Below are 25145 nucleotides of genomic sequence, written 5' to 3' on the forward strand. Positions count from 1 at the left end.
CTGAGCGGGGCATCCGTCCCGCGTGACTGCTGCGCCGGGCACCCGCCCCGCGTGACTGCTGCGCCGGGTATCCGTCTCGCCCCGCGGCTGCTGAGCCCGGCATCCGCCCTCCAACCCCACCGAGATGCCAGTTTCTGCTGCAATTTCGGCGAAACAGCAGCAGAAATTGGCATCTCGGCGAAGACAAGAGGGCGCCGGGGAGTCGCGGGAAGAGCGGGGAAGGGGCGGAGAGCGGGGCCGGGGGCGGAGAGCGCGGAGGGCGGAGAGGGGAGAGGCGAGGGGAGAGCGGGGAGGGCGCGGAGAGGGCCCGGAGAGAGCGGGGAGGGCGCGGAGAGGAGCGGGGAAGGGGCGGAGAACGGAGAGGGGGCGGAGAGCGGCGAGGGCGCAGAAAGGTGCCAACGCTCGCGCGGCTAGAGGTCGTGGGCGTCGATGATCTCGTAGCTGTAGCCCTGTTCGGCGAGGAAGCGCTGGCGGTTCTGCGCGTAGTCCTGGTCGACGGTGTCGCGGGCCACGAGGGTGTAGAAGTGCGCCGGCAGTCCGCTCTCCTTCGGCCGCAACAGCCGCCCGAGCCGCTGCGCCTCCTCCTGCCGTGAGCCGAACGACCCCGACACCTGGATGGCGACGGTCGCCTCGGGCAGGTCGACTGAGAAGTTCGCGACCTTCGACACCACGAGCACCTTCAGCTCGCCCTCGCGGAACGCATTGAACAGTCGCTCCCGCTCGTCGACGGGCGTGCTGCCGGTGAGCTGCGGTGCGTCGAGTGCCTCGCCGAGCTCGGCCAGTTGATCGAGGTACTGCCCGATCACCAGGATGCGCTCGCCCTCATGCTTTGCGAGCAACTGCTTCACGACGTCGAGCTTCGCCGGGGTGCTGGCGGCGATGCGGTAGCGATCATCGTCGGCGGATGCCGCGTACTCGAGCCGCTCGTCATCACTCAGGTCGATGCGCACCTCGTGGCAGAGCGCCGGCGAGATGAAGCCCTGGGCCTCGATCTCCTTCCACGGCGCATCGAATCGCTTCGGTCCGATCAGCGAGAACACATCGCCCTCGCGGCCGTCCTCGCGCACGAGCGTCGCGGTGAGCCCGAGTCGGCGGCGCGCCTGTAAGTCGGCGGTGAGCTTGAACACGGGAGCGGGCAGCAGGTGCACCTCGTCGTACACGATGAGTCCCCAGTCCTTGGCATCGAGCAGCGCAAGATGCGCGTAGGCGCCCTTCCGTTTGGCCGTGAGGATCTGATACGTCGCGATGGTCACAGGCCTGATCTGCTTGACCTGCCCTGAGTACTCGCCGATCTCGTCTTCGGTGAGCGAGGTGCGCTTCAGCAGTTCGTCGCGCCATTGCCGGGCCGAGACGGTGTTCGTCACGAGGATGAGCGTCGTCGTATCGGCTTCGGCCATCGCGCCCGCACCGACCAGGGTCTTGCCGGCGCCGCAGGGCAGCACGACCACTCCCGAGCCATGCTGGAAGAAGTTGTCGATGGCTTGCTGCTGGTAGCCGCGCAGCGCCCAGCCGTCTTCAGCAAGGTCGATGTCGTGCGGCGTGCCCGGCGTGTATCCGGCGAGATCCTCCGCGGGCCAGCCGAGCTTGAGCAGCTGCTGCTTCACTTCGCCGCGCGCCCACGGCTGCAGCACGAAGGTGTGCTCGTCGCGTCGCTCGAAGAGCAAGGAGGCGACCGCCTTGGCGCGCGTGACCTCGCGGAGCGCTGCGGCATCCGTTGCGGTCAGCGTCAGCACTCCTTCGGCATCGCGCTCGATGACCAGCCGTCCGTAGCGGTCGATGGTCTCGGCGATGTCGATCGCCACGGTCTGCGGCACGGGGAACTTGCTGTACCGCTCGAGCGTGCCGAGCAGTTGCTCGGCGGTGTGCCCAGCGGCACGCGCGTTCCAGAGTCCGAGGCGCGTAATGCGGTACGTGTGCACGTGCTCAGGGGCGCGTTCGAGCTCTGCGAATACGGCGAGCTCGTGGCGGGCGTCGGCGGCGTCGGGGTGCGCGACTTCGAGCAGCACTGTGCGGTCGCTCTGCACGATCAAGGGGCCGGTCATTGGGCAGCCAGTCTACGCGGCAGGTCCTGCGTACTGCTGCGGTGCTCGACCAGACCGCGACACTACGCGAATCACCACTCGCCACCGCAGCCAGTCCACAATTGCGTAGTCTCGGCGGGGTCAGAGCGCGGGGCGATGGTGCACGGGCCGATGGGGTTCAGGAGCGCTCGGTGACCGCGGTGATGTGCGAGAGCGGCAGAGTGCGCTCGACATCCGCCGTGCGGTCGCGAGCCCGCAGCCGTCCGCCGGCGAGCCCGGTCGGCTGCAGCGCATACTCGACCTCGTCACCGTGGGGCATGCGTACGGTCACCGAGACCTCGGCCTTGGCGCGGATCGCGAGCTCGAGCTGTCGGGCCAGCCACGCCTGCTCGGCCGCATGCGGGCTGCGCGCCTCGCTCTCGCGGAGCCTTGCGATCAGTTCCCCGATGGGGTCGGATGCTGTCGGCTCCACCGCCGAGCCGCGGTGCCGCTCGGGGCGCACCGGCGGTTTGACGAGTTTCTCACCGCGCTCGAACGCCACCGGATAGCGTGCATCGCTCAACGCCCAGTACACCGCCGCGGGGGCGGCCCGGCTGAGCAGTCGGTGCGTGCCGGTCCGCTGCAGCCGCAGTGCCACGAGTGACTGGTCGACCTCTATCGCCGCGAGCAGGGCTGCATCATCGCTCCGCACATATGCGAGCGCGGCCCGGTGCCCTTCACGCTGCTCGGAGGTCTCGCCGACTCGCACCGACCCGTATCGGCGTGCCGTCTCATCGACGAGGTACGCGAGCGGTTGCGGCACGCCGGTGAGCGACAGTCGCTCCAGCGTGGCGCGGATGCTGTCGGCGCTGCCGCCCGCCGCCAGCGCCCGCGTCACGCTCTCGCGATTCACGCGATAGGTCGCCGCGATGCCCGGTGCCACCACGTCGGCGATGGCGCGCAACTCGGCCTCGAGATCGGGGCGCAGCGGACCCGGCGCGATGACGGTCAGGTCGTGCTGCACATAGACGCCCTCGATCGGTGCGGGGAATGCGCTCTCGATCGCACGCGCGGCCGCCTGCGCTCCCTCGAGCGCGAGCGCTGCGGCAGGCCGGGTGAGCATGCCGCCGCCCGAGAAGCCGAGTGCGTCGGCGAGTTCCGCGTCGTGCGCGAGGCGCGTTCTCGTGGGCTTGTCAGCCGCCGGGTACAGCCAGCGCAGATGGGCCAGCGTGCCGATCCTCCACGCCTGGCGCGCGCGCTCGCGCAATCCCTTCCGCGTGGCGGGGCTTTGGCTGTCGAGCCACGTGCCGGCCAGTCGCGCCCAGCGCTCCGGGCCCGACGCTCTCAGCCAGTCGTGCGCCTCGGTCGAGGGCGCCCACCCCGCGGCGGTTCGCTCCACCAGCGCACCCGCGAGAGCGAGCCGACGCAAGAGTTCGATGCGCTCGATCGGCACCGCGGCCGCTTCTGCCAGGCGCTTCGCGTCGGGCAGCGCGATGCCACCGCGAGCCAGGGGGCGGGCGGGTTGCCGGGCGAGCTCCCAGAGCAGTTCGGTGAGCGCGACGACGACGCCCGTGGCTCGCTCGATCGCGAGTCGCTCAGCAGCATCCCGCTCTGCTGCGTTCACGGGTGCGAGCGGAATAGGAGGATGCGGTGCTCGGAGCGCATCGAGAGTCAGCCCGTGCGCGGCGAGGTCTGCCAGTGCGGAGCGCACCGGATCGGGAACGCTGAAATCGCCGCCGTGCCGCTCGACGAGCGCAAGGTCGAGCGCGCGCGCGATCGCGTCGTCGCCGGCCTCGCCTTCGACCGCTGACTCGCCCTCGATCAGTGCCGCTCCTTCAAGCCCTGCCCCGCCACTGCGCTGGGCGACCGCCGCCAGCGCGGCGAGGGCGAAGCGATCGAGGCCGGCGAGTGCCTCCCGCACCGATTCCGGCGTGAGCAGAGCTTCGGCCAGATCGAAGAAGTCGCGGATGCCGGTGGCATCGACGCGGCGCGATGTCAACAGCCCGCGCAGCGCCTCGTCGTCGGAGGCTCTGAGCTGCGCGGCGAGCGTCAGTGCCGACGGGCTAGCGTCCGGCATCCCTCGAGGCCTTGCCGCGCCGCCGCGCGCTGAGGATCAGCAGTGCGACGATGAGCACGAACCCGATCGGAAGCCCGACGTAGGGGATCCATGCGACGATCGGCCAGAAGCCGCTGCCGAGATCGGCGTGCGTGAGCGTGCCGACGATCATGGCGACGAAGCACAGCAGTGCGACTCCGATCACCACCGCGACGAGCGTCGAGAAGACGCGTTCGAGCCGGCTCGGATTGTCGTCGCGCTGTGCCACGAGATCAAGGATAGGCGCAGGGGGCAACGGCTAGGCTTGGTGCTGATTTCCATCACATCAAGGAGTGCCAGAGATGCCTACCGGCAGGGTCAAGTTCTACGACGAGGAGAAGGGCTTCGGCTTCATCGCTTCGGATGACGGCCAGGAGGTCTTTCTGCATGCATCCGCGCTGCCGGCCGGTGTGACCGTGAAGAGCGGCACGCGGCTCGAGTTCGGCATCGCCGATGGCAAGCGGGGCGCTCAGGCGCTCTCCGTCCGAGTGCTCGAGGCGCCTCCAAGCCTGACGAAGATGAAGCGCAAGCCGGCCGACGACATGGCGATCATCGTCGAAGACCTGGTCAAGCTGCTCGACGGCATCGGCGCGGCGCTGCGCCGCGGCCGCTACCCGGAGGGCGCTCAGGCGCACAAGGTCGCAGCGGTGCTGCGTCGGGTTGCGGACGATCTGGATGCGTGACCCGGTCGATATCGCGCGCGCAGCTCTCTTCGAGATCACCCCGCAGGAGACCGTCGGTGGTGTCATCGCCCGCGAAGACGGCGACGATGGCCTGATCACCGTTCGCTTCGCCAATGCCTTGCCCGGCTACCCCGGGTGGCACTGGGAGGTGAGCCTCGCCGCGGTCGGCGACGAGGCACCGACGGTGCTCGAGGCCGAACTGTTGCCTGGCGACAGCGCGCTTCTCGCGCCCGAGTGGGTGCCCTGGTCCGAACGGCTCGAGGAGTGGCGTGCTGCGCAGGCCGCTGCCGAAGAGGCCAAGCAGGCGGATGCTGAGGGTGACGGCCCGCTCGACTCCGACGGTGCCGAGCACGACGATGACCACGACGAGGACGACGACGACTTCGGCGACGACCCGTTCGATGGGGTGGACATCGACGAGCACCACGATGCTCATGGGGACACGGACGACGACGCTGATTCCGATGATGACTCGGATGACGACGACTCGGGCGACTCCGATGACGATTTCGACGACGAGGACGACTCGGACGACGACGAGGACGACTTCGACGACGACGAGGACGACTTCGACGACGACGACGAGGACGACCATGAGGAGGACGACCTCGACGACGAAGACGCCTCTGATGAGGACGACGATGAGTCGGACGATGACGACGACGGCGACGAGGCCTGATCACCCGGGCCCTGGATGACGCGCGTAATCCGACTGTTCAACGATTAGGGAGCGACGTTCCCTCTGTGGGGCGAACTCGGCTTGCTTGCGTCTGACGAACTTCCGCTGAGCCGTGCACCGCGGAGTCAGCCGAGGCGTTCGACGACGTACTCGATGGCGCCGATGAGCGTGCGCACGTCGGCCGGGTCGATCGCGGTGAAGGTTGCGATGCGCAGTTGGTTGCGGCCGAGCTTGCGGTAGGGCTCGGTGTCGACGATGCCGTTGGCGCGCAGCGTCGAGGCGATAGCCGCGGCGTCGATGGCATCGTCGAAGTCGATGGTCACGACCACCTGGGAGCGGTGCTGGGGGTTCGACACGAACGGACGGGCGTAGTCGACCGCATCCGCCCATTCGTACAGCGCGTTCGACGACTCGCGCGTGCGAGCATCCGCCCAGCTCAGACCGCCCTCGGTGTTGATCCAGTCGATCTGGTTCTCCATGAGCAGCAGCGTGGCAAGCGCGGGGGTGTTGAGCGTCTGGTTCTTGCGCGAGTTGTCGACAGCCTGCTGCAGGCTGAGGAACTCGGGAATGTAGCGATCGGATGCCGCGATGCGTTCGATCCGCTCGATCGCCGCCGGCGAGACCAGCGCGAACCAGAGCCCGCCGTCGGAGGCGAAGTTCTTCTGCGGGGCGAAGTAGTAGACGTCGGCCTCGGCCGCGTCGAAGTCGATGCCGCCAGCGGCGCTCGTCGCGTCGATCACGGTGAGCGCGCCGGCATCCGCGTGCACGCGCTTCACCGGTGCCATGACACCCGTCGAGGTCTCGTTGTGGGGCCAGGCGTAGACATCGACGCCCTCGACGATCTCGACCTCGGCGCGCGAGCCCACCTCGGCCTTGACGACGTGCGGTGCTTCCAGCCACGGCGCGGCGGCGGCCTTCGCGAACTTGCTGCTGAACTCGCCGAACGCAAGATTCTCGGCCCGACGCTCGATCAGGCCGAACGCGGCGGCGTCCCAGAACGCGGTCGCCCCGCCATTGCCGAGCACGACCTCGTAGCCCGCCGGCAGACGGAAGAGCTGAGCGAGACCTTCACGCACCCGGCCGACGACGTCCTTGACCGGGGCCTGACGGTGTGAGGTGCCGAGCACATCGGCATTCGCCGTGAGGAAGGCGACTTGGTCGGCCCGCACCTTCGACGGCCCGCAGCCGAAGCGTCCATCGCGGGGGAGGTGTTCTGCCGGAATCTGAAGGGGCGTCGCCATGCAGCGATTCTACGGCGCGCACAAGGCCCGGCCCATCTCACGCCACCTCCGCCGCTGTGCCGTCCGGCCCGGGATGTGGCGCCCGACAACTAGGCTGGATGGCATTGAGGATCGACCGGGGAGGATTGATGACGGATCTCGTCGACACGACTGAGATGTACCTGCGCACGATTCTCGACCTCGAAGAAGAAGGAATCATCCCGCTGCGGGCGCGCATCTCCGAGCGCCTCGGCCATTCGGGGCCGACCGTCTCGCAGACGGTAGCCCGCATGGAGCGGGACGGGCTCGTCGTCGTGCAGGGAGACCGGCACCTGAGCCTGACCGGTGAAGGACGCCAGCGCGCCACGAGCGTGATGCGCAAGCATCGCCTGGCTGAGCGGCTCCTCGCCGATGTGATCGGGCTCGACTGGGCATACGTGCACGATGAGGCCTGCCGCTGGGAGCACGTGATGAGCGAGCAAGTGGAGCGCCGACTGCTCGACCTGCTCGGCAACCCGAGCGAGTCGCCGTACGGGAATCCGATTCCCGCGCTCGATGAATTCGCCGAAGACCCATCGAGCCGGTTCCTGGAGGGCGTGGAGAACCTGCTCTCGCGCGTCGCCGCCCAACCCGAAGCTTCTACCGCAGTGATAAAACGGCTCGGTGAGCCGGTGCAGGTCGACCCCGAACTGCTCCAGCAGTTGTATCAAGCCGGCGTCCGCCCGGGCTCCGAGGCGACGATCGCCGCGTCGGGCACCTATGTCGCCGTGCAGGTGGACGGCTTCGGCCCAGGCCTCGATCTGCCGAACGAGGTCGCGGCCCACATCTACGTCGCACTCTAGAGCGAGCGTTCTGTCTACCCCTTGGTAACGCGGTGTTTCGACCCCCGTTACCTGTGAATCTCCTGCAATTCGTTGCCGTTTCGTTACTTTCTCGGGGTTTCGCCTGTTTTCGGCCAGTCGCCCTCCGCTACGGTGATCAGGTCTTTCGCGCCATTCCCCGGCGAAGGATGTCGGTCTGCGGCGTTTCGTGTTCCCGTCCCGCAGCCCGAGAATCCACCACTCTGAGACGGGCAGTCACGGGCTGACGAAGCGCAGGAGGTCACACTCTTGACGACCAGCACCCGCCGCGCGACCCGAGCGCGAACCACTGAACCCCAGAAGACAACCCGAACCGCAATCACTCGAACGCTCCGTCAGAACATCGCGAGCGTCGCAGTGATGGGACTCGCGGTCCCCGGTCTCTTCGCGACCGCAGTGCTGCCCGCGTACGCCACCACAGTCGACGAGCGGGGCGACACGAGCGCCGCGCGCGTTGTCGAGCACGAGCCGCAGACGCTCGACGTCTCCGAAGCCACTCTCGCGTCGATCTCCGCCACTGATCGCGACGGCTACTCGATCACCCTGCCGCCGCCGCCGCCGCCCGTCGTGACTCGGGCCGCCACCCCTGGCGCGGCCAAGAGCGGGATGTCGGTGGGACAGGCGCTCGCGAACCCGCCGTACCCCAACTTCAGCCTCGACTCGGTCGTCGCGGTCGCCCAGCAGTACATCGGAGTGCCGTACCGCTTCGGAGGCGCCGACCCGTCGGGCTTCGACTGCTCGGGTCTCGTCATGTACGTGTACGCGCAGCACGGCATCTCGCTGCCGCACTCGGTGCGGGCGCAGGCCTCCCTCGGCACTCGCATCTCGCGCGAGGACGCTCGCCCCGGCGACATCGTCGTGCTCGGCGATCTGTCGCACAACGGAATCTGGCTCGGCAACGGCATGATCCTGGACGCGCCGTACGCGGGGAAGACCGTGACGTCGCGCCCGCTCTGGACCGACAACTACTTCATCATCCGCGTGGGCATCTGACACCGTCAGCACAGCCGGCCGTTGTCAGGTGAGGTGCTCGCGCGCCTCGCCTGTCGCTTTGGGGGTGAAGCCCCCTCGAGGTCGTTGAGCGTCGCCCGTGGGGCTTCACGGGCGACGTGCCGTACTCTGGTGCATTGGAGCACTCGAAGCACTTCGGGAGGTCGGATGAACCGGCGAGCGCTGACTCAAACCGTGGGTCGCTGCGCGCGCGGGCTCATACGCCGCGGCAGCTGGACGTGCGTGCGATTGGGCGCGCACTCGACTCGGGCATCGTTCTTGTGACGATGCCCTTTTTTGTTGCCACCGGGTGCCTGGAGAGCTCCGTACAGCATGTCGAATGCCTGCAAGCCGTGCAGGCCGTTTCGAGGGGAGCCTGATGCGCACCTTGGTCCTCAACGCCGGTTATGAGCCGCTGTCTGTCGTGTCGTTCAAGCGCGCGCTGCTCCTGGTCATGAACGAGAAGGCGACTGTGCTCTCGAGTGATGCCGAGCACCCCGTCGTCGGGGCGTCGTGCTCATGGGAGCGACCCTCGGTCATCCTGCTTCGCCGCTATGTGCGTCTACCGCAGGCGCGCTCGGTCGCAGTGTCACGTCGCGGCGTGCTGAGGAGAGATGGACATCGCTGTGCGTACTGCGGAGGCGGCGCCACCACAATCGATCACGTCGTTCCGCGGTCACGAGGGGGCGGCGACAGCTGGGAGAACCTCGTCGCCTGCTGTCTGAAGTGCAACAACGTCAAGGGCGACCGCACACCGGCGGAGATGGGGTGGAGGCTGCGCGTCAACCCGAGGCCGCCCTTCGGCACGTCCTGGCTGATGAGCGGAGTCGAGCGCGCAGAGCCCGACTGGGAAGCGTACCTGGGCACGGCGGCGTAGCGCCGGGAAGCCCGATGCACGCCACCGTAGCGCCAGGAAGCGGGACCCAGGCCGCCGTGCCGGTCGCCATCGCAACCCCGGCCCTTGTCGTCGCTACATGCCGCCTGGCAGCCAGGTGGAGAACGCCGGCACGTAGGTGATCAGCATGAGCAGCCCGACCATCGTCAGGTAGAACGGCAAGAAGGCCTTCACGAGCTCGCCCATGCGCACCCCGGTGATCGCCGTCACCGTGTAGAGCGTGCTGCCGAGCGGCGGGGTGATCGACCCGATCGTCACGTTCAGCACGATGATGATGCCGAAATGCACCGGATCGACGCCCATTCCGACCGCGATCGGCGCGAGCACGGGCGTCATGATGATCATCAGGCTCATCGCATCGACCACGGCGCCGAGCAGCAGGAGCAGCAGATTGATGATGAGCAGCAGGATGAGGGGGTTCTCGGAGATCGACTCGAGCAGTCCGCTCAGCTGCTGCGGCAAGCGCTCGTAGGCCACGATGATGCTGAACACGGCTGCGGCCGCGAGGATCACCATGAGCATGCCCGAGGTGAGCGCGGCATCCACGATGATCTTGGGCAGATCGCGCCAGGTGATCTGCTTGAAGATGAACATCGAGACGATCAGCGCGCAGATGACGAAGATCGCGCTGAGCTCCGTGGGCGTGAACACGCCCATGCGCAGGCCGACGAGCAGCAGCACCGGCATGAGGATCGCGGGGAGCGCCTGCCAGAAGCTCGCAGCCATCTCACCGAGCCGCGCTCGGCGGTCTCGTGCGCGGGGATGGTTGAGCACGCTCGCGAGCACGCGCACCGCGATCGTGAGCGCGACAGCGATCAGCAGTGCCGGCACCACACCGCCCAGGAACAGCTTGCCGATCGAGACGTCAGCGAGCACGCCGTAGAGGATCAGACCGATGCTCGGGGGCAGAATCGGTGAAATGGTGCTCGAGACAACGGTGAGCGCCGACGCATAGGCGTTCGAGTACCCGTGCTTGCGCATGATGGGGACGAGCACCTTCGAGTCGATGGCCGCATCCGCCTGGGCAGATCCCGACATCCCGCCGATGAAGAGGCTGTTGAGCACGTTCACCTGCGCGAGCCCGCCGCGGAAGTGCCCGACCAGTGTCGCGGCGAAGCCCATGAGCCGCTCGGCGATGCCGCCGCCGGCCATGATGCTGCCCGCGAGGATGAACATCGGGATCGCGAGCAGCGGGAACGACTCGAGGCCGCTCGTCATCCGCTGAACGATGACGTTGAGCCCGGTGGGCTCGTTCAGAATGTAGATGAGCGAGATCGCGAGCAGTGCGAGGAATACCGGTACGCGCAGTGCCAAGAGCACGAGCAGCACCGCGAGCAGGATGATGAGGGTCAACGGTCGCTCCCTTCATCGGAATCCGCGGCTTCGGTGGGGCTGCTGGCAGACCGTCTCGGGGTGTCGCCCCGCGTGCGGCCCCCCGCGAGCTCGGAGTCGACTCGGCGTAGCGCCCGGGTATCCGGGTCTTCGATCTCCTCCGACTCGATCGGGCTCGCATAGCGCCGGTAGCGAGGGTCGCGCACGCCGAGCAGCGCCCGCACCAGGAATACCGCCGAGTGCACCATCATGAGCGCGAGACTGATCAGCACGGCGAGTGTCACGAACGATTTCGACATGCCGGTTGCGGGCAGGGCCGTGAAGCGTCCGGTGAGGAAGTACTCGGCGGCCGCCCACAGCAGCACGCCGAGGATCACGAGTGTGATCGCCTCGACGACCACATCGAAGATCGCGATGGTGCGGGGCTTCACCCGGTTCACCAGGAAGTCGATGTTGATGTGCACTCCGCGCCTGGCGACACCGGCAGCAGCCAGATAGACGAGCCAGACCACGCAGATCAGGGCCACTTCTGAGGCGCCGGTGATCGGGCTGTTGAAGCCGTAGCGCATCACTACGTCGGCTGAGATGATGAGTGCCGTGGCGGCGAGCAGCACGCCGGGTACGTACTCTTCGACCACGAGCAGGAGACGCGGGATGCGCCGCTCGCGACGGAACAGGGGATAGGTCTTGGGCACGGGACTTCCTTCACGGCATCGTGATCGCCGGTATCCCTCGCGCGGAGGGTCGGCCGGATCAGCCTGACGGCCGACGCAGGTTAGATGACTCAGAACACCATAGTTGTATCGATTCGAGAATGAGAATCGGCGCTCAGTGTCGTTTTCTGATTATCTCGTGCCCCATTGGAAGCGGTGGGTATGGATTGCGTAGTACTGGAAGGTCTCGGTGCGAGCGACGCCCGAAACCCGCTTCACCTTGCGCGTGATGACGTCGAAGAGCGCGCTGGAGTCTTCGGCGATGACCTCCACGAGCAGGTCGAACGACCCCGAGCTCGCGACCACGTAGATGACATCGTCGATCGCGTCGAGGGCCGCGGCGACCTCGGTGACGTCTCCGTCGCCATTCACCTCGATGCCGATGAGGGCCATGCTGCGGTACCCGAGCTTCAAGGGGTCGGTCACGCCGACGATCTGCAGCACGCCGCGCTCCTGCAGGCGGACGACGCGCCGGCGAGCCCCGCCCGGAGTGAGCCCCACCAGCTCGCCGAGTTCGGCATAGCCGAGGCGGCCATCCTCTTGCAGCGCGGTGATGAGCGTGCGGTCGATGTCGTCGAGGCGCTCGTCACGGGAGCTCTCGGGGGTGTGGGCAGCGCCGTTGTTCATGTGGTTCCCATTTGATTTATCATCGAACTGATGAGTGCTGTCACTTTTCATTACTCATCGCTCCTGTCTTGTACCGAATATGCATCACGCGCGCGATTGGGATGAATTGACCACAGTGTTCGACTTCTTCGAGGGCCGCACGCTCGTACGCCCAGACGTCTCCACGGCCGAGGCTGAGCTGATCGCCGCCGAGCTCTTCGGAGTCTCCGGTGAGGCACGGGAGCTCGGTAGCAATCAGGACCGCAACTTCAAGATCGATAGCCCCGGGCCCCAGGGCGTCATCAGCGTGCTGCTGAAGTTCGACAATAGTGCGTTCTCGGAACAGGAGATTCGAGCGCAACACCAGGTGTTGCAGCGGCTCGCCGAGCGAGGCATGAAGGTGCCGGTTCCGGTCGCGAGTCGCACGGGCGACACCGTCTGCGCGTGGACCACTGAAGACGGCCGCGAATTGCGAGTACGCATGCTCACCTTCATCGAGGGTGCATCACTCGTCGATCAGGGGTACCTCTCGCGCGCGGTCATCGAGCGGCTCGGAGCGCTCTCCGGCACGGTGGTGCACGAGCTCGCCGGCCACCGCGACGAAGCGCTCGAGCGCACGCTGCAGTGGGACCTCCGAAACGCCACTCGGGTCATCGAGCGCTTGCTTCCCGATGTGGCGGACCCCCTGCGCCGCGGCCGCCTCGAAGCGGTCGGCAGCGCGGCATCCGCCCGTCTGGAACTCGTCGACGATCGGTTGCCGGTGCAGGCGATCCACGGAGATCTGACGGACGACAACGTGATCGGCACCCGGGATGCCGCGGGCCGCATCGTGCCCGACGGCATTATCGACTTCGGCGACCTCGCCTACGGCTGGCGCGTGGCCGAACTGGCGGTGACCGTGGCCTCGATCCTGCACCACCGGTCCGACGAGCCCTTGGCGGTCTTCGACGCGGTGCGTGCGTTCGACCGCATCGTGCCGCTGAGCGATGAGGAGATCGGCGCGCTCTGGCCGCTCGTGGTGCTGCGCGGCGCCGTGCTGGTCGTCAGCGGCGAGCACCAGGTGCGCCTGGAGGCCTCGAACGAGTACGCGCTCGAGCGCATGGAGCACGAGTGGACGGTCTTCGAGGCGGCCGCAGGGATCGATTGGGACGAGGCCGAGGCGGCGATCCGAGCGGCGCTTGGTCGTGAGCCGAAGCATCCGCTCGCAGCGGGGCCGTTCCACCCGATGCTGCCGGCGTTGCACTCCGCGGGTCACCGCGTCATCGACCTGAGCGTGACGAGCCCGCTTCTGCACGAGGGCAGATGGCGGCAGCCGGATGCCGAGGAGCATCTCGCTCGCGCTGCGCTCTCCGAGTCGCCTGCCGCCGTGTTCGCCTACGGCCAGCACCGCTTGACGCGAAGCGATCGACCGGCGGCCGCAGAGCCCGCCACATTCGCGCTCGTCACGGAGGTGTTCCTGCGGCAGGAAGCCGTGCTCGAGGCTCCGTTCGACGGAGTGCTCCGAGCGGTCGGGGGCGGTGTCGAGCTGGCCGGTGACGCGGGCGTCGTCCGGATCGAGGGTGACGTCGCTGTCGACGAGACAGCCCTGGCTGACGGCGGAGTCATGGTGGCCAAGGGCCAAGGCTTCGGCACGCTGGCTCCAGTGGATGGCCTCGCGCGGGCGACGATCTCGTGGGCGCGCGCCGACGGCATCCGTGTGCAGGCCTTCGTCGTGCCGAGCAGGGCTGCTGCGTGGGCGCACCTCACGGGCGACCCGGCGGAGCTCCTCGGCATCGACCGGGTGGCAGGGTTCGACCCGGTCGCCGAGCATGAGCGCCGCGAGCGCGTGTTCTCGAGTGCCCAGGAGCGCTACTACGAGCGGCCCCCGCAGATCGAGCGCGGGTGGCGCGAATGGCTGGTCGACACCGACGGCCGGGCGTACCTCGACATGGTGAACAACGTCTCGGGTGTAGGGCACGGGCATCCGCGCCTCGCCGAAGCGGTCAACCGCCAGTTGCTCACGCTCAACACGAACTCGCGATTCCTCTACCGCTCGCTCGCTGATTTCACCGAGCGACTCCTCGAGCACTCGCCCGACCCCTCGCTCGACACCGTGCTGCTCGTCAACAGCGGCACCGAGGCGGTCGACTTGGCGATGCGGCTCGCGCAGCTGCACACCGGGCGGCGCGACATCATGGCGATGCGCGAGGCCTACCACGGCTGGTCGATGGCGGCGGATGCCGTCTCCACCTCGGCGTACGACAACCCGAACGCGCTGCTGAACCGCCCTGACTGGGTGCACGTGACTGACGTGGCGAACACGTACCGCGGGAAGTACCGGGGGGCAGACGCCGGGGAGCGCTACCTCGAAGACTTCCGCGCGCAACTCGCGGAGCTCGACGCCTCGGGCGTGCAGCTCGGAGGTTTCATCTGCGAATCGATCCTGGGCAACGCCGGGGGTGTGCTGCTTCCCGAGGGCTACCTCGACGCCGTGTACCGCGAGATCCGTGCCCGCGGCGGGGTCTGCATCGCCGACGAGGTTCAGGTGGGGTACGGACGTCTGGGCGACCACTTCTGGGGCGTCCAGCAGCAGGGTGTGGTGCCCGATGTGATCGCGATCGCCAAGGCGATGGGCAATGCCTACCCCCTGGGCGCCGTGATCACCCGCCGTGAGATCGCGGAGTCGCTTGCCCGCGAGGGGCACTTCTTCTCGTCGGCCGGAGGCAGCCCGGCGAGCGCCATGGCAGGCCTCGCCGTGCTCGACGTCATGCGCGACGAGGGGCTGCAGCAGAACGCGTCCGAGGTCGGCGCCTACCTGATCGGTGAAGTCGAGCGCCTGGCGCGGCACCAGCCGATGATCGGCGCGGTGCATGGCATGGGGCTCTATGTGGGCATCGAGCTCGTGCGCGATCGCGACACACTCGAGCCTGCCAAGGAGGAGACCGCGCGCATCTGCGAGCGGCTGCTCGAGCTCGGCGTCATCATGCAGGCCACTTCAGAACGGCAGAACGTGCTGAAGGTGAAGCCGCCGCTGTGCCTCGACCGCGAGAGCGTCGACCACTTCGTGGCCATGCTCGACCGGGTGCTCACCGAGGGCTGGTAGATCGCGCGATCCCGGCGCGGGCTGCGCTCGGATTGGTAGGCCAACCGTCTCGGCGCTGCATAAACATCACGATTTGCGTATTTGTCGCTACGAATCGTCATCGAATGTCTCGAAATGGTACTGTTCAGTAATCACAGCCTGTCCCGCGCCGCGTCCATCGGCCGGGCAATCCACCCACAGGAGAATCAATGAAGATGATGAAGCGCGCCGCTGTCGCGGTCTCGCTGGTCGCGGCGGGCGGTCTGCTCGCCGGATGTGCAGCGGGGTCGCCGAGCGGCAACGGTGACGGCGACGCAGCGGAGAGCATGACCATCCGCGTCTCGCACGTCGAGCCCTCCGACAGCATCACGCACAAGGCCCTCGAGGAGGTCGCGGAGCGCGTTTCAGAGCGGACCGACGGCAACCTCGTGCTCGAGATCTACCCCGACGGACAGCTCGGCACGACGACCGACATCCTGGAGCAGTCGGCTTCGGGCGAGACCATCATCGGCTACGTGGATGCCGCCTCGCTCGCCGCCCTCGGCGCGAAGCAGATGGACATCCTCGGCGGTCCGTTCCTCTTCGAGAGCACCGAGCAGGCGCAGACCTTCCACGAGTCCGACATGTTCGCGGGCATGGTGGATGAGCTCGCCGAGAACGCCGACGTGCGCGTGCTGGCGCTCAACTACTTCCTCGGCACTCGCAACATCCTCGGCGCCGACGGCTACCCCGAGCCCAGCGACCTCGAGGGCGTCAAGCTGCGCACGCCGCCGATCGAGACCTGGACCCGCACGTTCGAGCTCGTGGGCGCAGTGCCGACCACGGTCGAGTACACCGAGGCATACAGTGCGCTTGAGCAGGGCGTCGTGAGCGCCGCGGAGAGCGACATCAACTCGTTCCCCTCGACCAAGTGGTACGAGGCCGTCAAGCACCTCACCCTGACGCACCACTTCCAGCTCTTCCTCGGCTTCGCCATGAACGAGCAGGCGTTCCAGGACCTTTCTGACGAGTACCGCCAGGTGCTCATCGAGGAGTTCAGCCAGGGCGGCATCGACAGCACCCAGGTGAACATCGACAACGAGGCCGCGAGCATCGCCCTCCTCGAGGAGAACGGCGTGACCGTGCACGAGGCGAACCTCGCTGCGTACCGCGACGCGACCGCACCGTTCTACGACGGCTACGAAGCGGGCTTCCTCGAGAAGGTCCGCGAAGCCGCCGGCATGAAGTAGACCTTCGGGAGACATCCCTCAGGTCAAGGGCACCCGGTGGTCATTCCGCCGGGTGCCCTTTCCATCTGCACACCTCCTCGCAATACAGTCGGAGCATCATGAACCGCTTCCTCACGTTCGGCTAGCGCAGCCGGCGTATCCGCCCGCCCCGTCGACGGGTGCCACGGATCCGCCGGGACGACCGCCGCGCTGTGCCGCGGCATCCGAACGCATCGATGAGTGAAAGACGAGAAATTCATGACTGATCTGACTGCCCGCCCCCGAGTGAACGGCGATGTGTCGTTCTGGTTCGCCGAGACCGCACCGGGCGCTCGCCGTGAGAGGCTGGATCGCGACTTGCAAGCCGGCGTCGTCTTCGTCGGCGCCGGGTACACGAGCCTCTGGGGTGCGTACTACCTCAAGCAGGCGAAGCCCGAGCTCGACATCGTGATCCTCGAGCGGGAGACCGCAGGGTTCGGAGCTTCGAGCCGCAACGGCGGCTGGCTGTCGTACGGTCTTCCGGGTCAGGCGAGCCGCTACGCGAAGAGCCACGGCAAGCAGAGCGTCGTCGACTTCCAGCGCGAGATCTTCGGGACCATCGACGAGGTGCTTCGTGTGGCCGCTGTCGAGGGGATCGACGCCGATCTCGCGAAGGACGGTGAGATCGCGATCGCGACGAACGCGGCTCAGCGTGCGCGGCTTCGCGCGGAGTTCGAAGGAGCGGCCGAGTGGGGCTTCGGGGCCGACGACCTGCGCTGGGTCGAAGGTCGCGAACTCGACGACTTCGCCCGGCTCGAGGGCGGCACAGCCGGCCTCTGGTCGCCGCACTGCGCTCGCGTGCAACCCGCGAAGCTCGCGCGCGGCCTCGCGGACGCCGTCGAACGCATGGGCGTGCGCATCTACGAGAACACCGGTGTGAGCGAGATCCGGCCGCGCGAGGCCGTGACGGTCGACGGTCACACGGTGCGCGCCGACTACATCGTGCGCGGCACCGAGGGCTTCACGCCGTCGCTCAAGGGTCAGAAGCGCGACTGGCTGCCGAAGCTCAGCAGCATGATCGTGACCGAGCCGCTCGGAGACCGCGTCATCGACGAGATCTTCTGGTCGAGCAGCGTCATGGTGCGCGATGCCGCCCACTTCTTCTGCTACATCCACAAGACCGCGGAGAACCGCATCGCGCTGGGCGGTCCGGGCGTTCCCTACCTCTGGGGTTCACGGACCGACGACCACGGCAAGACGGCGGAGCGCTCAGTGCGCGAACTGCACCAGGCGCTGCTTCGGCTGTTCCCGATGCTCGGCGACGCGCGCATCGACCACACGTGGACGGGAGTGCTCGGCATCCCGCGCGACTGGTCGGCGACGGTGTCGGTCGATCATGAGCAGGGTGTTGCAGTCGCCGGCGGGTACGTCGGAGACGGCGTGAGCAGCACGAACCTCGCGGGTCGCACGCTTCGCGACTTGATCCTGCGCGAAGACACAGAGCTGACGCGGATGCCGTGGGTGAACAAGCGCATCCGCAAGTGGGAGCCCGAGCCGCTTCGCTGGGTGGCGCTGAACGGCATGTACAGCATCTACTCGCTGGCCGATCGGCTCGAGGCCCGCAGCGACTCCGCTCGCACGTCGTTCCTGGCGACCGCCGCGAACATCGTGACCGGCCGGCACTAGGCCGCGCCGCGCTTGTACGGGAGGCCCGGGTCGTTCACGCGACCCGGGCCTTTCCCGTTGGTATGCTCTCTGGCCCGCCGGGCCACGCGCGCACGCCCGCCCACCCAAGCGCTTGCGCCAGCTGCGGACGGTTGCGCCGCATGCTCCTGGCGCAACCGTCTCCAAGTGGCGCAGACGCGGCCGCGCGGAGGCGCGGGCGGATGCCGACGGCAACCGCGCTCGGTCTGGCGGGTGTGCGCGCCACTTCCGCGTTGTCCGCGCCACGTTCTGGTGGCGCGGAAGCGATCAAGTGGCGCGCACATCAGGCCTCGGGGGGATTTCGGGCGGCGCGGATGTCTGGCGGGACGGCTGCCTGCGGGGTGGGCGTCTCGCAGGGCGGATTTCTGGCGGAGCGGATGCCCGGCGCGGCGCGGCGCATGCCCGGCGGGGCGGAGGCCTCGACGAGAGCTGAGAGTGCGGTGGCGGCCGCCGCTACGGCTTCGCGAGGGCGGCGGCGAGCACCTGCGCGAGGTGCTCCCCGTCGCGGTCGGCGAGCTGATCGGCCTGCGTGCGGCACGAGAAGCCGTCGGCGAGCAGCCGGGCCCCGGCGTCCGACCGCAGTGCTGGCAGCATCGCGTTCTCGGCGACCTTCACCGACACGTCGTAGTGCCCCTGCTCCATGCCGAAGTTGCCTGCGAGCCCGCAGCATCCGGCGAGCTCGGTCACCTCGGCGCCGAGCGAGGCAAGCAGCCCGCGATCCGTCGCGTACCCCATCACGGCGTGGTGGTGGCAGTGCGGCTGCGCGACGAAGCGCTCGCCCTCCAGCGACGGAGGCTGCCACGCGGGCTCCTGCTTCGCGCGCTCCGCGAGCAGCTCGGCGAGGGTGACCGTCGCCTTCGCGACGCTGCGCGCTCGCTCGTCGCCCGGCAGCAGCTCAAGCAGGTCGGAGCGCAGCACCGCGGTGCACGAGGGCTCGAGCCCGAGGATCGGCATGCCGGCATCCGCGTACGGGTGCAGTTCCTTGACCAGCGCGGTCAGCTTGCGACGCGCTGCGTCGAGCTGTCCGGTCGTGATCCAGGTGAGTCCGCAGCAGACGGATGCCTGCGGCAGCACCGGGTCGTACCCCGCGTTGCGCAGCACCGCGACCGCAGACTCGGCGATCGCCGGCGAGAAGCAGTCGGAGAACGAGTCGACCCAGAGCAGCACCTTTCGGCCGGTCGCGACGCCCCCGTCGGCGGCACCCGCCGCCACGGCACCCGCCGCCACGGCACTCGCCGCCACGGCACTCGCCGCAGCGACGCCCGGCGACCCGCCCCCCGCGAGGCGAGCGGTGTCGCCCCAGGCGGCCGCCCCGGCATCCGCCCGCAGCTCCTTCGCCCGACTGGTGAAGCGCCCGCCGGCGAACTTCGGGATCGACCGGCGCGTGTCCATGCCGCCGAGCTTGAGCACGAGCCTCTGGATGGGGCGCGGCGACAGCACCGCGTTCACCAGCGGAGCGATCGGCGCGACGAGGCGTGCCCAGCGCGGCAGCCAGCCGAGCACATAGTGCGTGATCGGGCGGACGCGGCCCTTGAACTTGTTGTGCAGCACTTCCGACTTGTAGGCGGCCATGTCGACACCGGCCGGGCAGTCGCTCGAGCAGGCCTTGCACGAGAGGCAGAGCTCAAGCGCGTCGCGCACCTCTTCGGAGCGCCAGGCGTCCTTGACGAAGCTGCCGTTGACCATCTCCTGCAGCACGCGCGCGCGGCCGCGGGTGGAGTCCTTCTCGTCCGCGGTCGCGATGTACGAGGGGCACATGAACCCGCCGGCCGCCGTGTTGTCGACCCGGCACTTGCCGACCCCGACGCAGCGGTGCACCGCGTTCGTGAACGACCCCTTGTCGTGCCCGTAGGCGAACCCGTTGACCCGGGCGATATTGAGCGCGGCCGGCCGCCGAAGGTCGGCGTCGAGCGGATGCGGATCGACCAGCACGCCAGGGTTCAGCACGTTCTCCGGGTCGAAGAGGTGCTTGAACCCCTTGAACGAGGCGATCGCCGCGTCGCTGTACATGTAGGGGAGCAGCTCGCTGCGAGCCCGCCCGTCGCCGTGCTCGCCCGAGAGCGACCCGCCGTACGACGCGATGAGCTTCGCAGCATCCACCATCATCGCTCGCAGCGTGTCGCCGTTCTCGTCGAGCGGGATGTCGAGCCGCACGTGGATGCAGCCGTCGCCGAAGTGCCCGTAGGGCATGCCTTCGATTCCGTAGCCCTCGAGCATCGCGTCGAAGTCGCGCAGGTAGGCGCCGAGCTGCTCGGGCGGCACGGCTGCGTCTTCGAAGCCGGGCCATGCCTGGTTGCCCGACTGGGTGCGCCCGGCGAGCCCGGCCCCATCTTCGCGGATGCGCCAGATCGCCCGCTGCGCCTGGCCGGGAGGCAGCAACGCCGAGTCGACCGCTCCGGATGCCGCGACCAGCCGGCGGGCGCGCTGCTCGGTGTCGCGCTCGTCCTCGCCCGAGAGCTCAACGAGCAGCCAACCCGCCCCATCCGGCAGGGCCTCGACGGCGCCGTCGCCGCGAGCGCGGCGCACCGCGTCGACCAGGCGGGCATCGAGACCCTCGATGGCACCGGGGGAGTGCTCGAGCAGCACGGGCACGGCATCCGCTGCCTCATACATCGACCGGTAGCCGAGCACGACGAGCAGTGGCGCCTTCGGCACGTCGACCAGTCGCACCGTCGCGCCCAGCACGATCGCGCAGGTGCCCTCAGTGCCGACGAGCGCACGCGCGAGGTTGTGACCGCGCTCCGGAAGCAGGTGCTCGAGCCCATACCCCGACACCTGTCGCTCGAACCGTCCGAGCTCGGTGCGGAACGTGGCGAGGTTCGCGCGGGTGAACTCCTCGAGCCCTGGAACGACGCCGAGATCGTCGGATGCCGTGAACCGCCGCCCCATGCCGTCGATCACGTCGAGGTCGATCACATTGTCGGAGGTGCGCCCGAACGAGAGCGAGTGCGCACCGCAGGCGTTGTTGCCGATCATGCCTCCGACCGACGCGCGAGCCCATGTCGACGGGTCTGGGCCGAAGCGGAGGCTGTGCGGAGCAGCTGCGCGTTGCAGCGCTCCCATGATCACCCCGGGCTCGACACGCGCGGTGCGCGCTGTCGGGTCGAGATCCAGGATGCGGTTGAACGCTCGCGAGGTGTCGAGCACGATGCCGGGTCCGATCGAGTTGCCCGCGATCGAGGTGCCGCCGCCGCGCATCGTGAGCGGCGTTCCCGTCTCGCGGGCGATGGCCAGTGACGCGACGATGTCGTCGGCGGTCTCGGGGAACACCACGACGTCGGGCACGACCCGGTAGTTGGATGCGTCGGTCGAGTACTCCGCGCGGCGGCGCTTGGCGTCGTCGACCGTGCCGCGCAGTTCGCGCTGCAGGCGAGCGACGAGATCGCGGCGGGCGCCCTCGGCATCCGTTGCGGCCTCGCCTTTCGAAGGAGTGGGCGCCGTCATCGTCATGAGTAGCATGCTACGCGATCGGATGCCGCGGCTCCAGCGTCTATCGCAGGCGGTCGGCCCAGCCCTCATCGACCGGCTCGCCGGTGCGAGCCGCGACCTGGTGCATGAGCATGGTGCCCGTCGAGGCGAGGTGCTCGCGCATATGGGATGCGGCGGCATCCGCGTCGCCCGAGCGGATCGCCTCGACGATCGGGGTGTGTTGGGCGTGCACGTCCTCGAGTGTGCGTTCGCGGGCGAGCGTCGTCGCACCCCGGGCCTCGGTGCGATTGCGCAAGGTCTCGACCAGATCGGCAGCTTGCTGGTTGCCGGCGAGCTGCAGGATCGCCTCGTGCAGCTCATGGTCGCGTCGCCTGAACTCGGCCTGATCGCCGGATGCGAGTGCCTCGTCGAGAGCCGTGAGCGACTCATCGAGCCGCGCGCGGCCCTTCGCGTCGGTCGCGCGTGCCGCAAGCGCCGTCATGGGCACCTCGACCAGCAGCCGCAGTTCGAACACCTCTCGGATGTCGTCGACGCGCACACCGCGCACGCGGAAGCCCTGGTTGCGCTCGATCTGCAGCATCCCGGCATCCGCGAGCCGCAGCACGGCTTCGCGCACCGGAGTGCGGGAGACACCGTATTGCTCGGCCAGCTGATAGATGGAGTGCGCCGATCCGTGCGCGAGCTCGCCGCTCACGATCGCGTCGCGCAGAAGCTCATGGATGCGGTCTGAGGTGCGTGGGCGAGGCGGCATGCGGCTCCCGTGGTCGAGTTGCGCCGGCGGTTGCGGCACCAGCGGCATGCTACGCGAAACCGAGCGAACGTCGCGGAACGCCGAGTGCTGGCAGCGCGCGACGGCGGCACAGCAGCGACCTCCGCGTCACTCGCGATTAGCGGAACCGATCGCCCGATTCGCGAATGGTGCTCGTCACTTCTGGGAGCGTCGGGCACGATGGCCGCCATGGCAGACCTCAGACCCGCAACGCAGACGTTGCGTCCCAACTCGATCGGCCTCGCCGCGATCGTGTTCCTCATCATCGCGACCGTCGCGCCCATGTCGGGCACGATCGGAGCCCTCCCACTCGCCTTCGGCCTCGGCACGGGGTCCGGCACCGCCGCCGCCTTCGCCGTGGTCGCCGTCGTGCTCGTGCTCTTCACGGTCGGCTACATGGCCATGAGCCGCCACATCGCGAACGCGGGCGGCTTCTACGTGTACATCGGCAAGGGCTTGGGCATGCGGATGGGCAGGGCCGCCGGGTATGTGGCGTTCCTCTCTTACAACGTCTTCCAGGTGGCCATCTGGGGCACCTTCGGTTTCTTCTGCAACATCTTCACCGCCGAGTACTTCGGCTTCGAACTTCCGTGGATCGTCTGGGTGCTCGCCGGCATCGCGATCATGGGCACCCTCGGGTACTTCGACATCGACGTCAGTGCCAAGGTGCTCGGCGTCGCGGTGGTGCTCGAAGTGGCGATCATCCTCGCCATGGACTTCGCGATCCTCTTCCAGGGCGGTGCGAGCGGCATCAATCTCGCCCCGTTCTCGCCGGGTGAGTTCCTGTCGAGCAACACGGCGATCGGCCTGATGTTCGCGTTCCTGCTCTTCATCGGCTTCGAGGCGACGGCGATCTATGCCGAGGAGGCGCGCGAGCCTCGCAAGACCATCCCGCGCGCGGCCATCACCGCGGTGCTCATCATCGCCGGCTTCTACATGCTCACCTCGTGGTCGCTCGCGATGGCGTGGGGCGTCGAGGAGGCGGCCGGCGTCGCGCTCGAAGACCCGGGCAACTTCATCTTCGGAGCTGCCGCGATCTATCTCGGCGAGTGGAGCGTCGCCGTCATGCTCGTGCTCTTCATCGTGAGCACCTTCGCGACGAACCTCGGCTTCCACAATGCGATTGCGCGCTACCAGTTCTCGCTTGCCCGGGATGGCTGGGCGCCGCGTGTGCTCGAACGCATCCACCCCAAGCACCGCTCGCCGTTCATGGGCAGCATCGTGCAGACGATCATCGCCGCCGTGATGGTGCTGGCGTTCTTCGTTGCAGGTGCGCACCCGTATGAGCAGATGTTCACCTGGCTCATCTCGCTGGGTGCGCTCGGTCTCATCGCGCTGATGGCGTTCACCTCGCTCGCCGTCATCGCCTACTTCCGCCGCACCCGGCGTGAGCGCAGCGTGTGGGTCACTGTCATAGCCCCGGCAATCGCTGCGGTGGCGCTCGCCGCTGAAGCGGTGCTGCTGGTCGCGAATTGGGGTCTCCAGACGATGGATGCCGGTGGGCTCGTGCCCTACCTGCCGCTGCTCCTGCTGGCGGCTGCGGCAATCGGGTTCGCCTGGAAGCACGGTGCGGCCCCGGCCTGGGCGGCCGATGAGCGCGGGGATGCTGCAGAGGCGCCGGAGGCCACGGAGGCGGTGCGATGAGTGCACAGGCTGCGCCCGGCGAGGGGCGAGTGACCGGCGTCCCTGAGGTCATCGATATCCCTCCGGCTACGGGCCGCGCGGTGACGCTCGCCGCGGGTGATGTGCTGCGCGTGATCGATGTGGAGGGCAGCCAGGTCGCCGACCTCGTCGTATATGCCGCGAGCGCTCCCCATGACGGCTTCTCGCAGGGCTTCACGCGATTGCTGCTCGATCGTGTCGATGTGCGCCCCGGGGACAGCCTGCTCACAGCCGCCGGCGAGCCGTTGCTCACGCTCGTGGGAGACACGGTCGGTGTGCACGACATCCTCTTCCCGCCGTGCAATCGCATGATGTACGAGCGGGTCTTCGGGATCCCCGGCAAGACGGGATGCCGCGAGCACCTGACCGAGGCCCTCGCGCCGCACGGTATCGGCTTCGACCGGGTCACCGACCCGTTCAACGTCTTCATGAATACGCGCATCGGCGATGACAAGCGGATGACGATCCTGCTGCCCACCAGCCGCGCCGGCGACTACGTCGACCTGCGGGCCGATCAGGACGTGATCGTGGCAGTCTCCGCGTGCGCAGCCGATGCCAACGACTGCAACGCCGGTGAGCTCACCGGAATCCGCCTCGAAGTGACGAGAGGGAAGGGCGCTTCATGACCCCCTGGGAAATCGACCCGGCACGCTCGGCTGTGCTCGTGATCGATATGCAGAGAGACTTCGTCGAGGAGGGGCGCGCGATGGAGGTGCCGGCGGCGCGAGGAGCCATCCCCGGCATCCGTGCCGTCTGCGACGCTGCACGCTCGGCGGGTGCACCGGTCATTTACACCCAACACGTGCTGCTCGACGACTTCGACGTGTCGCCGCTCGAGACGGCGTACAACCCGAAGCTGCGGCAGTTGGGCATGCGCGAGGGGACCGACGGCGTCGAGATCGTCGACGAGCTCGCTCCGATGCCCGGCGAAGTAGTCATCGCCAAGCACCGCTACGACGCCTTCCACAACACCCGGCTCGACTCGGTGCTGCGGTCGATCCGCGGGCTGAACGGCATCGACACGGTGATCATCACGGGCACGCTCACCGAGGTGTGCTGCGAGTCGACGGCGCGCAGCGCATTCATGCGCGACTACAAGGTCGCGTTCGTCTCCGACGCGACGGGTGCGCTGCTCGAGGGAGCTCAGAAAGCAACGGAGGCCGTGGTCGCGACGTTCTTCGGCCGAGTGCTGACTTCGGCGCAGGTGATCGACGAACTGGCGGCTGCGCGCGTCGGCTGAGGCTCACGCCATGCGCCGAG

20 protein-coding genes are annotated in these 25145 nt (G+C 68.2%); 11 read left to right on the top strand and 9 right to left on the bottom strand.

Annotation, left to right across the window (positions count from 1 at the left end):
• Nucleotides 1-410: 410 nt before the first annotated feature.
• The 3 genes from ABV606_RS08815 to ABV606_RS08825 form a co-directional block, all read right to left on the bottom strand.
• Complete coding sequence (locus ABV606_RS08815; RefSeq protein WP_281488545.1) at nucleotides 411-2042, bottom strand: DNA repair helicase XPB; 1632 nt, start codon at nucleotides 2040-2042, stop codon at nucleotides 411-413.
• Nucleotides 2043-2199: 157 nt separating this feature from the next.
• A complete protein-coding gene (locus ABV606_RS08820; RefSeq protein ID WP_353987417.1) occupies nucleotides 2200-4077 on the bottom strand; it encodes a helicase-associated domain-containing protein in 1878 nt (625 codons plus the stop codon).
• On the bottom strand, nucleotides 4064-4324 hold the full coding sequence (locus ABV606_RS08825) for a hypothetical protein (protein WP_281488548.1): 261 nt from the start codon (nucleotides 4322-4324) through the stop codon (nucleotides 4064-4066). Before ABV606_RS08825 ends, ABV606_RS08820 begins: the two co-directional genes overlap by 14 nt.
• Nucleotides 4325-4397: 73 nt before the next feature.
• On the opposite strand from ABV606_RS08825, the gene ABV606_RS08830 reads away from it, so the two are divergent.
• Both ABV606_RS08830 and ABV606_RS08835 read left to right on the top strand, forming a co-directional pair.
• Entirely contained in the window at nucleotides 4398-4778 is a 381-nt protein-coding gene (locus ABV606_RS08830; protein ID WP_281488549.1) for a cold-shock protein, read from the top strand.
• On the top strand, nucleotides 4771-5457 hold the full coding sequence (locus tag ABV606_RS08835; RefSeq protein WP_353987418.1) for a DUF3027 domain-containing protein: 687 nt from the start codon (nucleotides 4771-4773) through the stop codon (nucleotides 5455-5457). Before ABV606_RS08830 ends, ABV606_RS08835 begins: the two co-directional genes overlap by 8 nt.
• Nucleotides 5458-5582: 125 nt before the next feature.
• On the opposite strand, the gene serC is transcribed toward ABV606_RS08835, so the two are convergent.
• The gene (serC, locus tag ABV606_RS08840) at nucleotides 5583-6698 is read right to left on the bottom strand and encodes a phosphoserine transaminase (protein WP_353987419.1); all 1116 of its coding nucleotides are present in this window, start codon (nucleotides 6696-6698) and stop codon (nucleotides 5583-5585) included.
• Between the two features lie 128 nt (nucleotides 6699-6826).
• Between serC and ABV606_RS08845 the strand changes: the two genes are divergently transcribed.
• From ABV606_RS08845 to ABV606_RS08855, 3 genes are all read left to right on the top strand, one after another.
• Entirely contained in the window at nucleotides 6827-7519 is a 693-nt protein-coding gene (locus tag ABV606_RS08845) for a metal-dependent transcriptional regulator (RefSeq protein WP_281488552.1), read from the top strand.
• 378 nt (nucleotides 7520-7897) lie between these two features.
• Nucleotides 7898-8530, top strand: a complete 633-nt coding sequence (locus ABV606_RS08850) for a C40 family peptidase (RefSeq protein ID WP_353987420.1) — start codon at nucleotides 7898-7900, stop codon at nucleotides 8528-8530.
• 376 nt (nucleotides 8531-8906) lie between these two features.
• Nucleotides 8907-9404 carry an HNH endonuclease gene (locus ABV606_RS08855; protein ID WP_353987421.1) on the top strand — a complete coding sequence of 166 codons (498 nt, stop codon included), beginning with the start codon at nucleotides 8907-8909 and terminating at the stop codon, nucleotides 9402-9404.
• Nucleotides 9405-9497: 93 nt separating this feature from the next.
• On the opposite strand, the gene ABV606_RS08860 is transcribed toward ABV606_RS08855, so the two are convergent.
• The 3 genes from ABV606_RS08860 to ABV606_RS08870 form a co-directional block, all read right to left on the bottom strand.
• The gene (locus tag ABV606_RS08860; protein WP_281488555.1) at nucleotides 9498-10775 is read right to left on the bottom strand and encodes a TRAP transporter large permease; all 1278 of its coding nucleotides are present in this window, start codon (nucleotides 10773-10775) and stop codon (nucleotides 9498-9500) included.
• Complete coding sequence (locus ABV606_RS08865; protein ID WP_353987422.1) at nucleotides 10772-11449, bottom strand: TRAP transporter small permease; 678 nt, start codon at nucleotides 11447-11449, stop codon at nucleotides 10772-10774. The genes ABV606_RS08860 and ABV606_RS08865 overlap by 4 nt, the downstream gene beginning before the upstream one ends.
• 150 nt (nucleotides 11450-11599) lie before the next feature.
• Nucleotides 11600-12094 (bottom strand): Lrp/AsnC family transcriptional regulator, encoded by a 495-nt coding sequence (locus ABV606_RS08870; protein WP_353987423.1) that lies wholly within the window; start codon nucleotides 12092-12094, stop codon nucleotides 11600-11602.
• A 79-nt stretch (nucleotides 12095-12173) separates the two neighbouring features.
• Between ABV606_RS08870 and ABV606_RS08875 the strand changes: the two genes are divergently transcribed.
• The 3 genes from ABV606_RS08875 to ABV606_RS08885 all read left to right on the top strand — a co-directional run bounded on the left by ABV606_RS08875 (nucleotide 12174) and on the right by ABV606_RS08885 (nucleotide 18007).
• On the top strand, nucleotides 12174-15155 hold the full coding sequence (locus tag ABV606_RS08875) for an aminotransferase (protein ID WP_353987424.1): 2982 nt from the start codon (nucleotides 12174-12176) through the stop codon (nucleotides 15153-15155).
• A 188-nt stretch (nucleotides 15156-15343) separates the two neighbouring features.
• Nucleotides 15344-16363: a TRAP transporter substrate-binding protein DctP gene (gene dctP / locus ABV606_RS08880; RefSeq protein ID WP_281488559.1), complete on the top strand. Its 1020-nt coding sequence runs from the start codon at nucleotides 15344-15346 to the stop codon at nucleotides 16361-16363.
• A gap of 237 nt (nucleotides 16364-16600) precedes the next feature.
• A complete protein-coding gene (locus tag ABV606_RS08885) occupies nucleotides 16601-18007 on the top strand; it encodes an NAD(P)/FAD-dependent oxidoreductase (RefSeq protein ID WP_353987425.1) in 1407 nt (468 codons plus the stop codon).
• Nucleotides 18008-18478: 471 nt separating this feature from the next.
• Here ABV606_RS08885 and ABV606_RS08890 read toward each other — a convergent pair whose 3' ends face one another.
• Nucleotides 18479-21475: an FAD-binding and (Fe-S)-binding domain-containing protein gene (locus ABV606_RS08890; RefSeq protein WP_435414919.1), complete on the bottom strand. Its 2997-nt coding sequence runs from the start codon at nucleotides 21473-21475 to the stop codon at nucleotides 18479-18481.
• A 40-nt stretch (nucleotides 21476-21515) separates the two neighbouring features.
• Nucleotides 21516-22244 (bottom strand): GntR family transcriptional regulator, encoded by a 729-nt coding sequence (locus ABV606_RS08895; protein ID WP_353987426.1) that lies wholly within the window; start codon nucleotides 22242-22244, stop codon nucleotides 21516-21518.
• Nucleotides 22245-22412: 168 nt separating this feature from the next.
• Between ABV606_RS08895 and ABV606_RS08900 the strand changes: the two genes are divergently transcribed.
• The 3 genes from ABV606_RS08900 to ABV606_RS08910 are packed head-to-tail and all read left to right on the top strand — an operon-like array spanning nucleotide 22413 to nucleotide 25125.
• Complete coding sequence (locus ABV606_RS08900; protein ID WP_353987427.1) at nucleotides 22413-23867, top strand: APC family permease; 1455 nt, start codon at nucleotides 22413-22415, stop codon at nucleotides 23865-23867.
• On the top strand, nucleotides 23864-24511 hold the full coding sequence (locus ABV606_RS08905) for an urea carboxylase-associated family protein (RefSeq protein WP_353987428.1): 648 nt from the start codon (nucleotides 23864-23866) through the stop codon (nucleotides 24509-24511). The genes ABV606_RS08900 and ABV606_RS08905 overlap by 4 nt, the downstream gene beginning before the upstream one ends.
• Entirely contained in the window at nucleotides 24508-25125 is a 618-nt protein-coding gene (locus ABV606_RS08910) for an isochorismatase family cysteine hydrolase (RefSeq protein ID WP_353987429.1), read from the top strand. Before ABV606_RS08905 ends, ABV606_RS08910 begins: the two co-directional genes overlap by 4 nt.
• Nucleotides 25126-25145: the final 20 nt, after the last annotated feature.

The organism is Ruicaihuangia caeni (assembly GCF_040536845.1).
In the GTDB taxonomy this organism is placed as follows: Bacteria; Actinomycetota; Actinomycetes; order Actinomycetales; family Microbacteriaceae; genus Ruicaihuangia; species Ruicaihuangia caeni.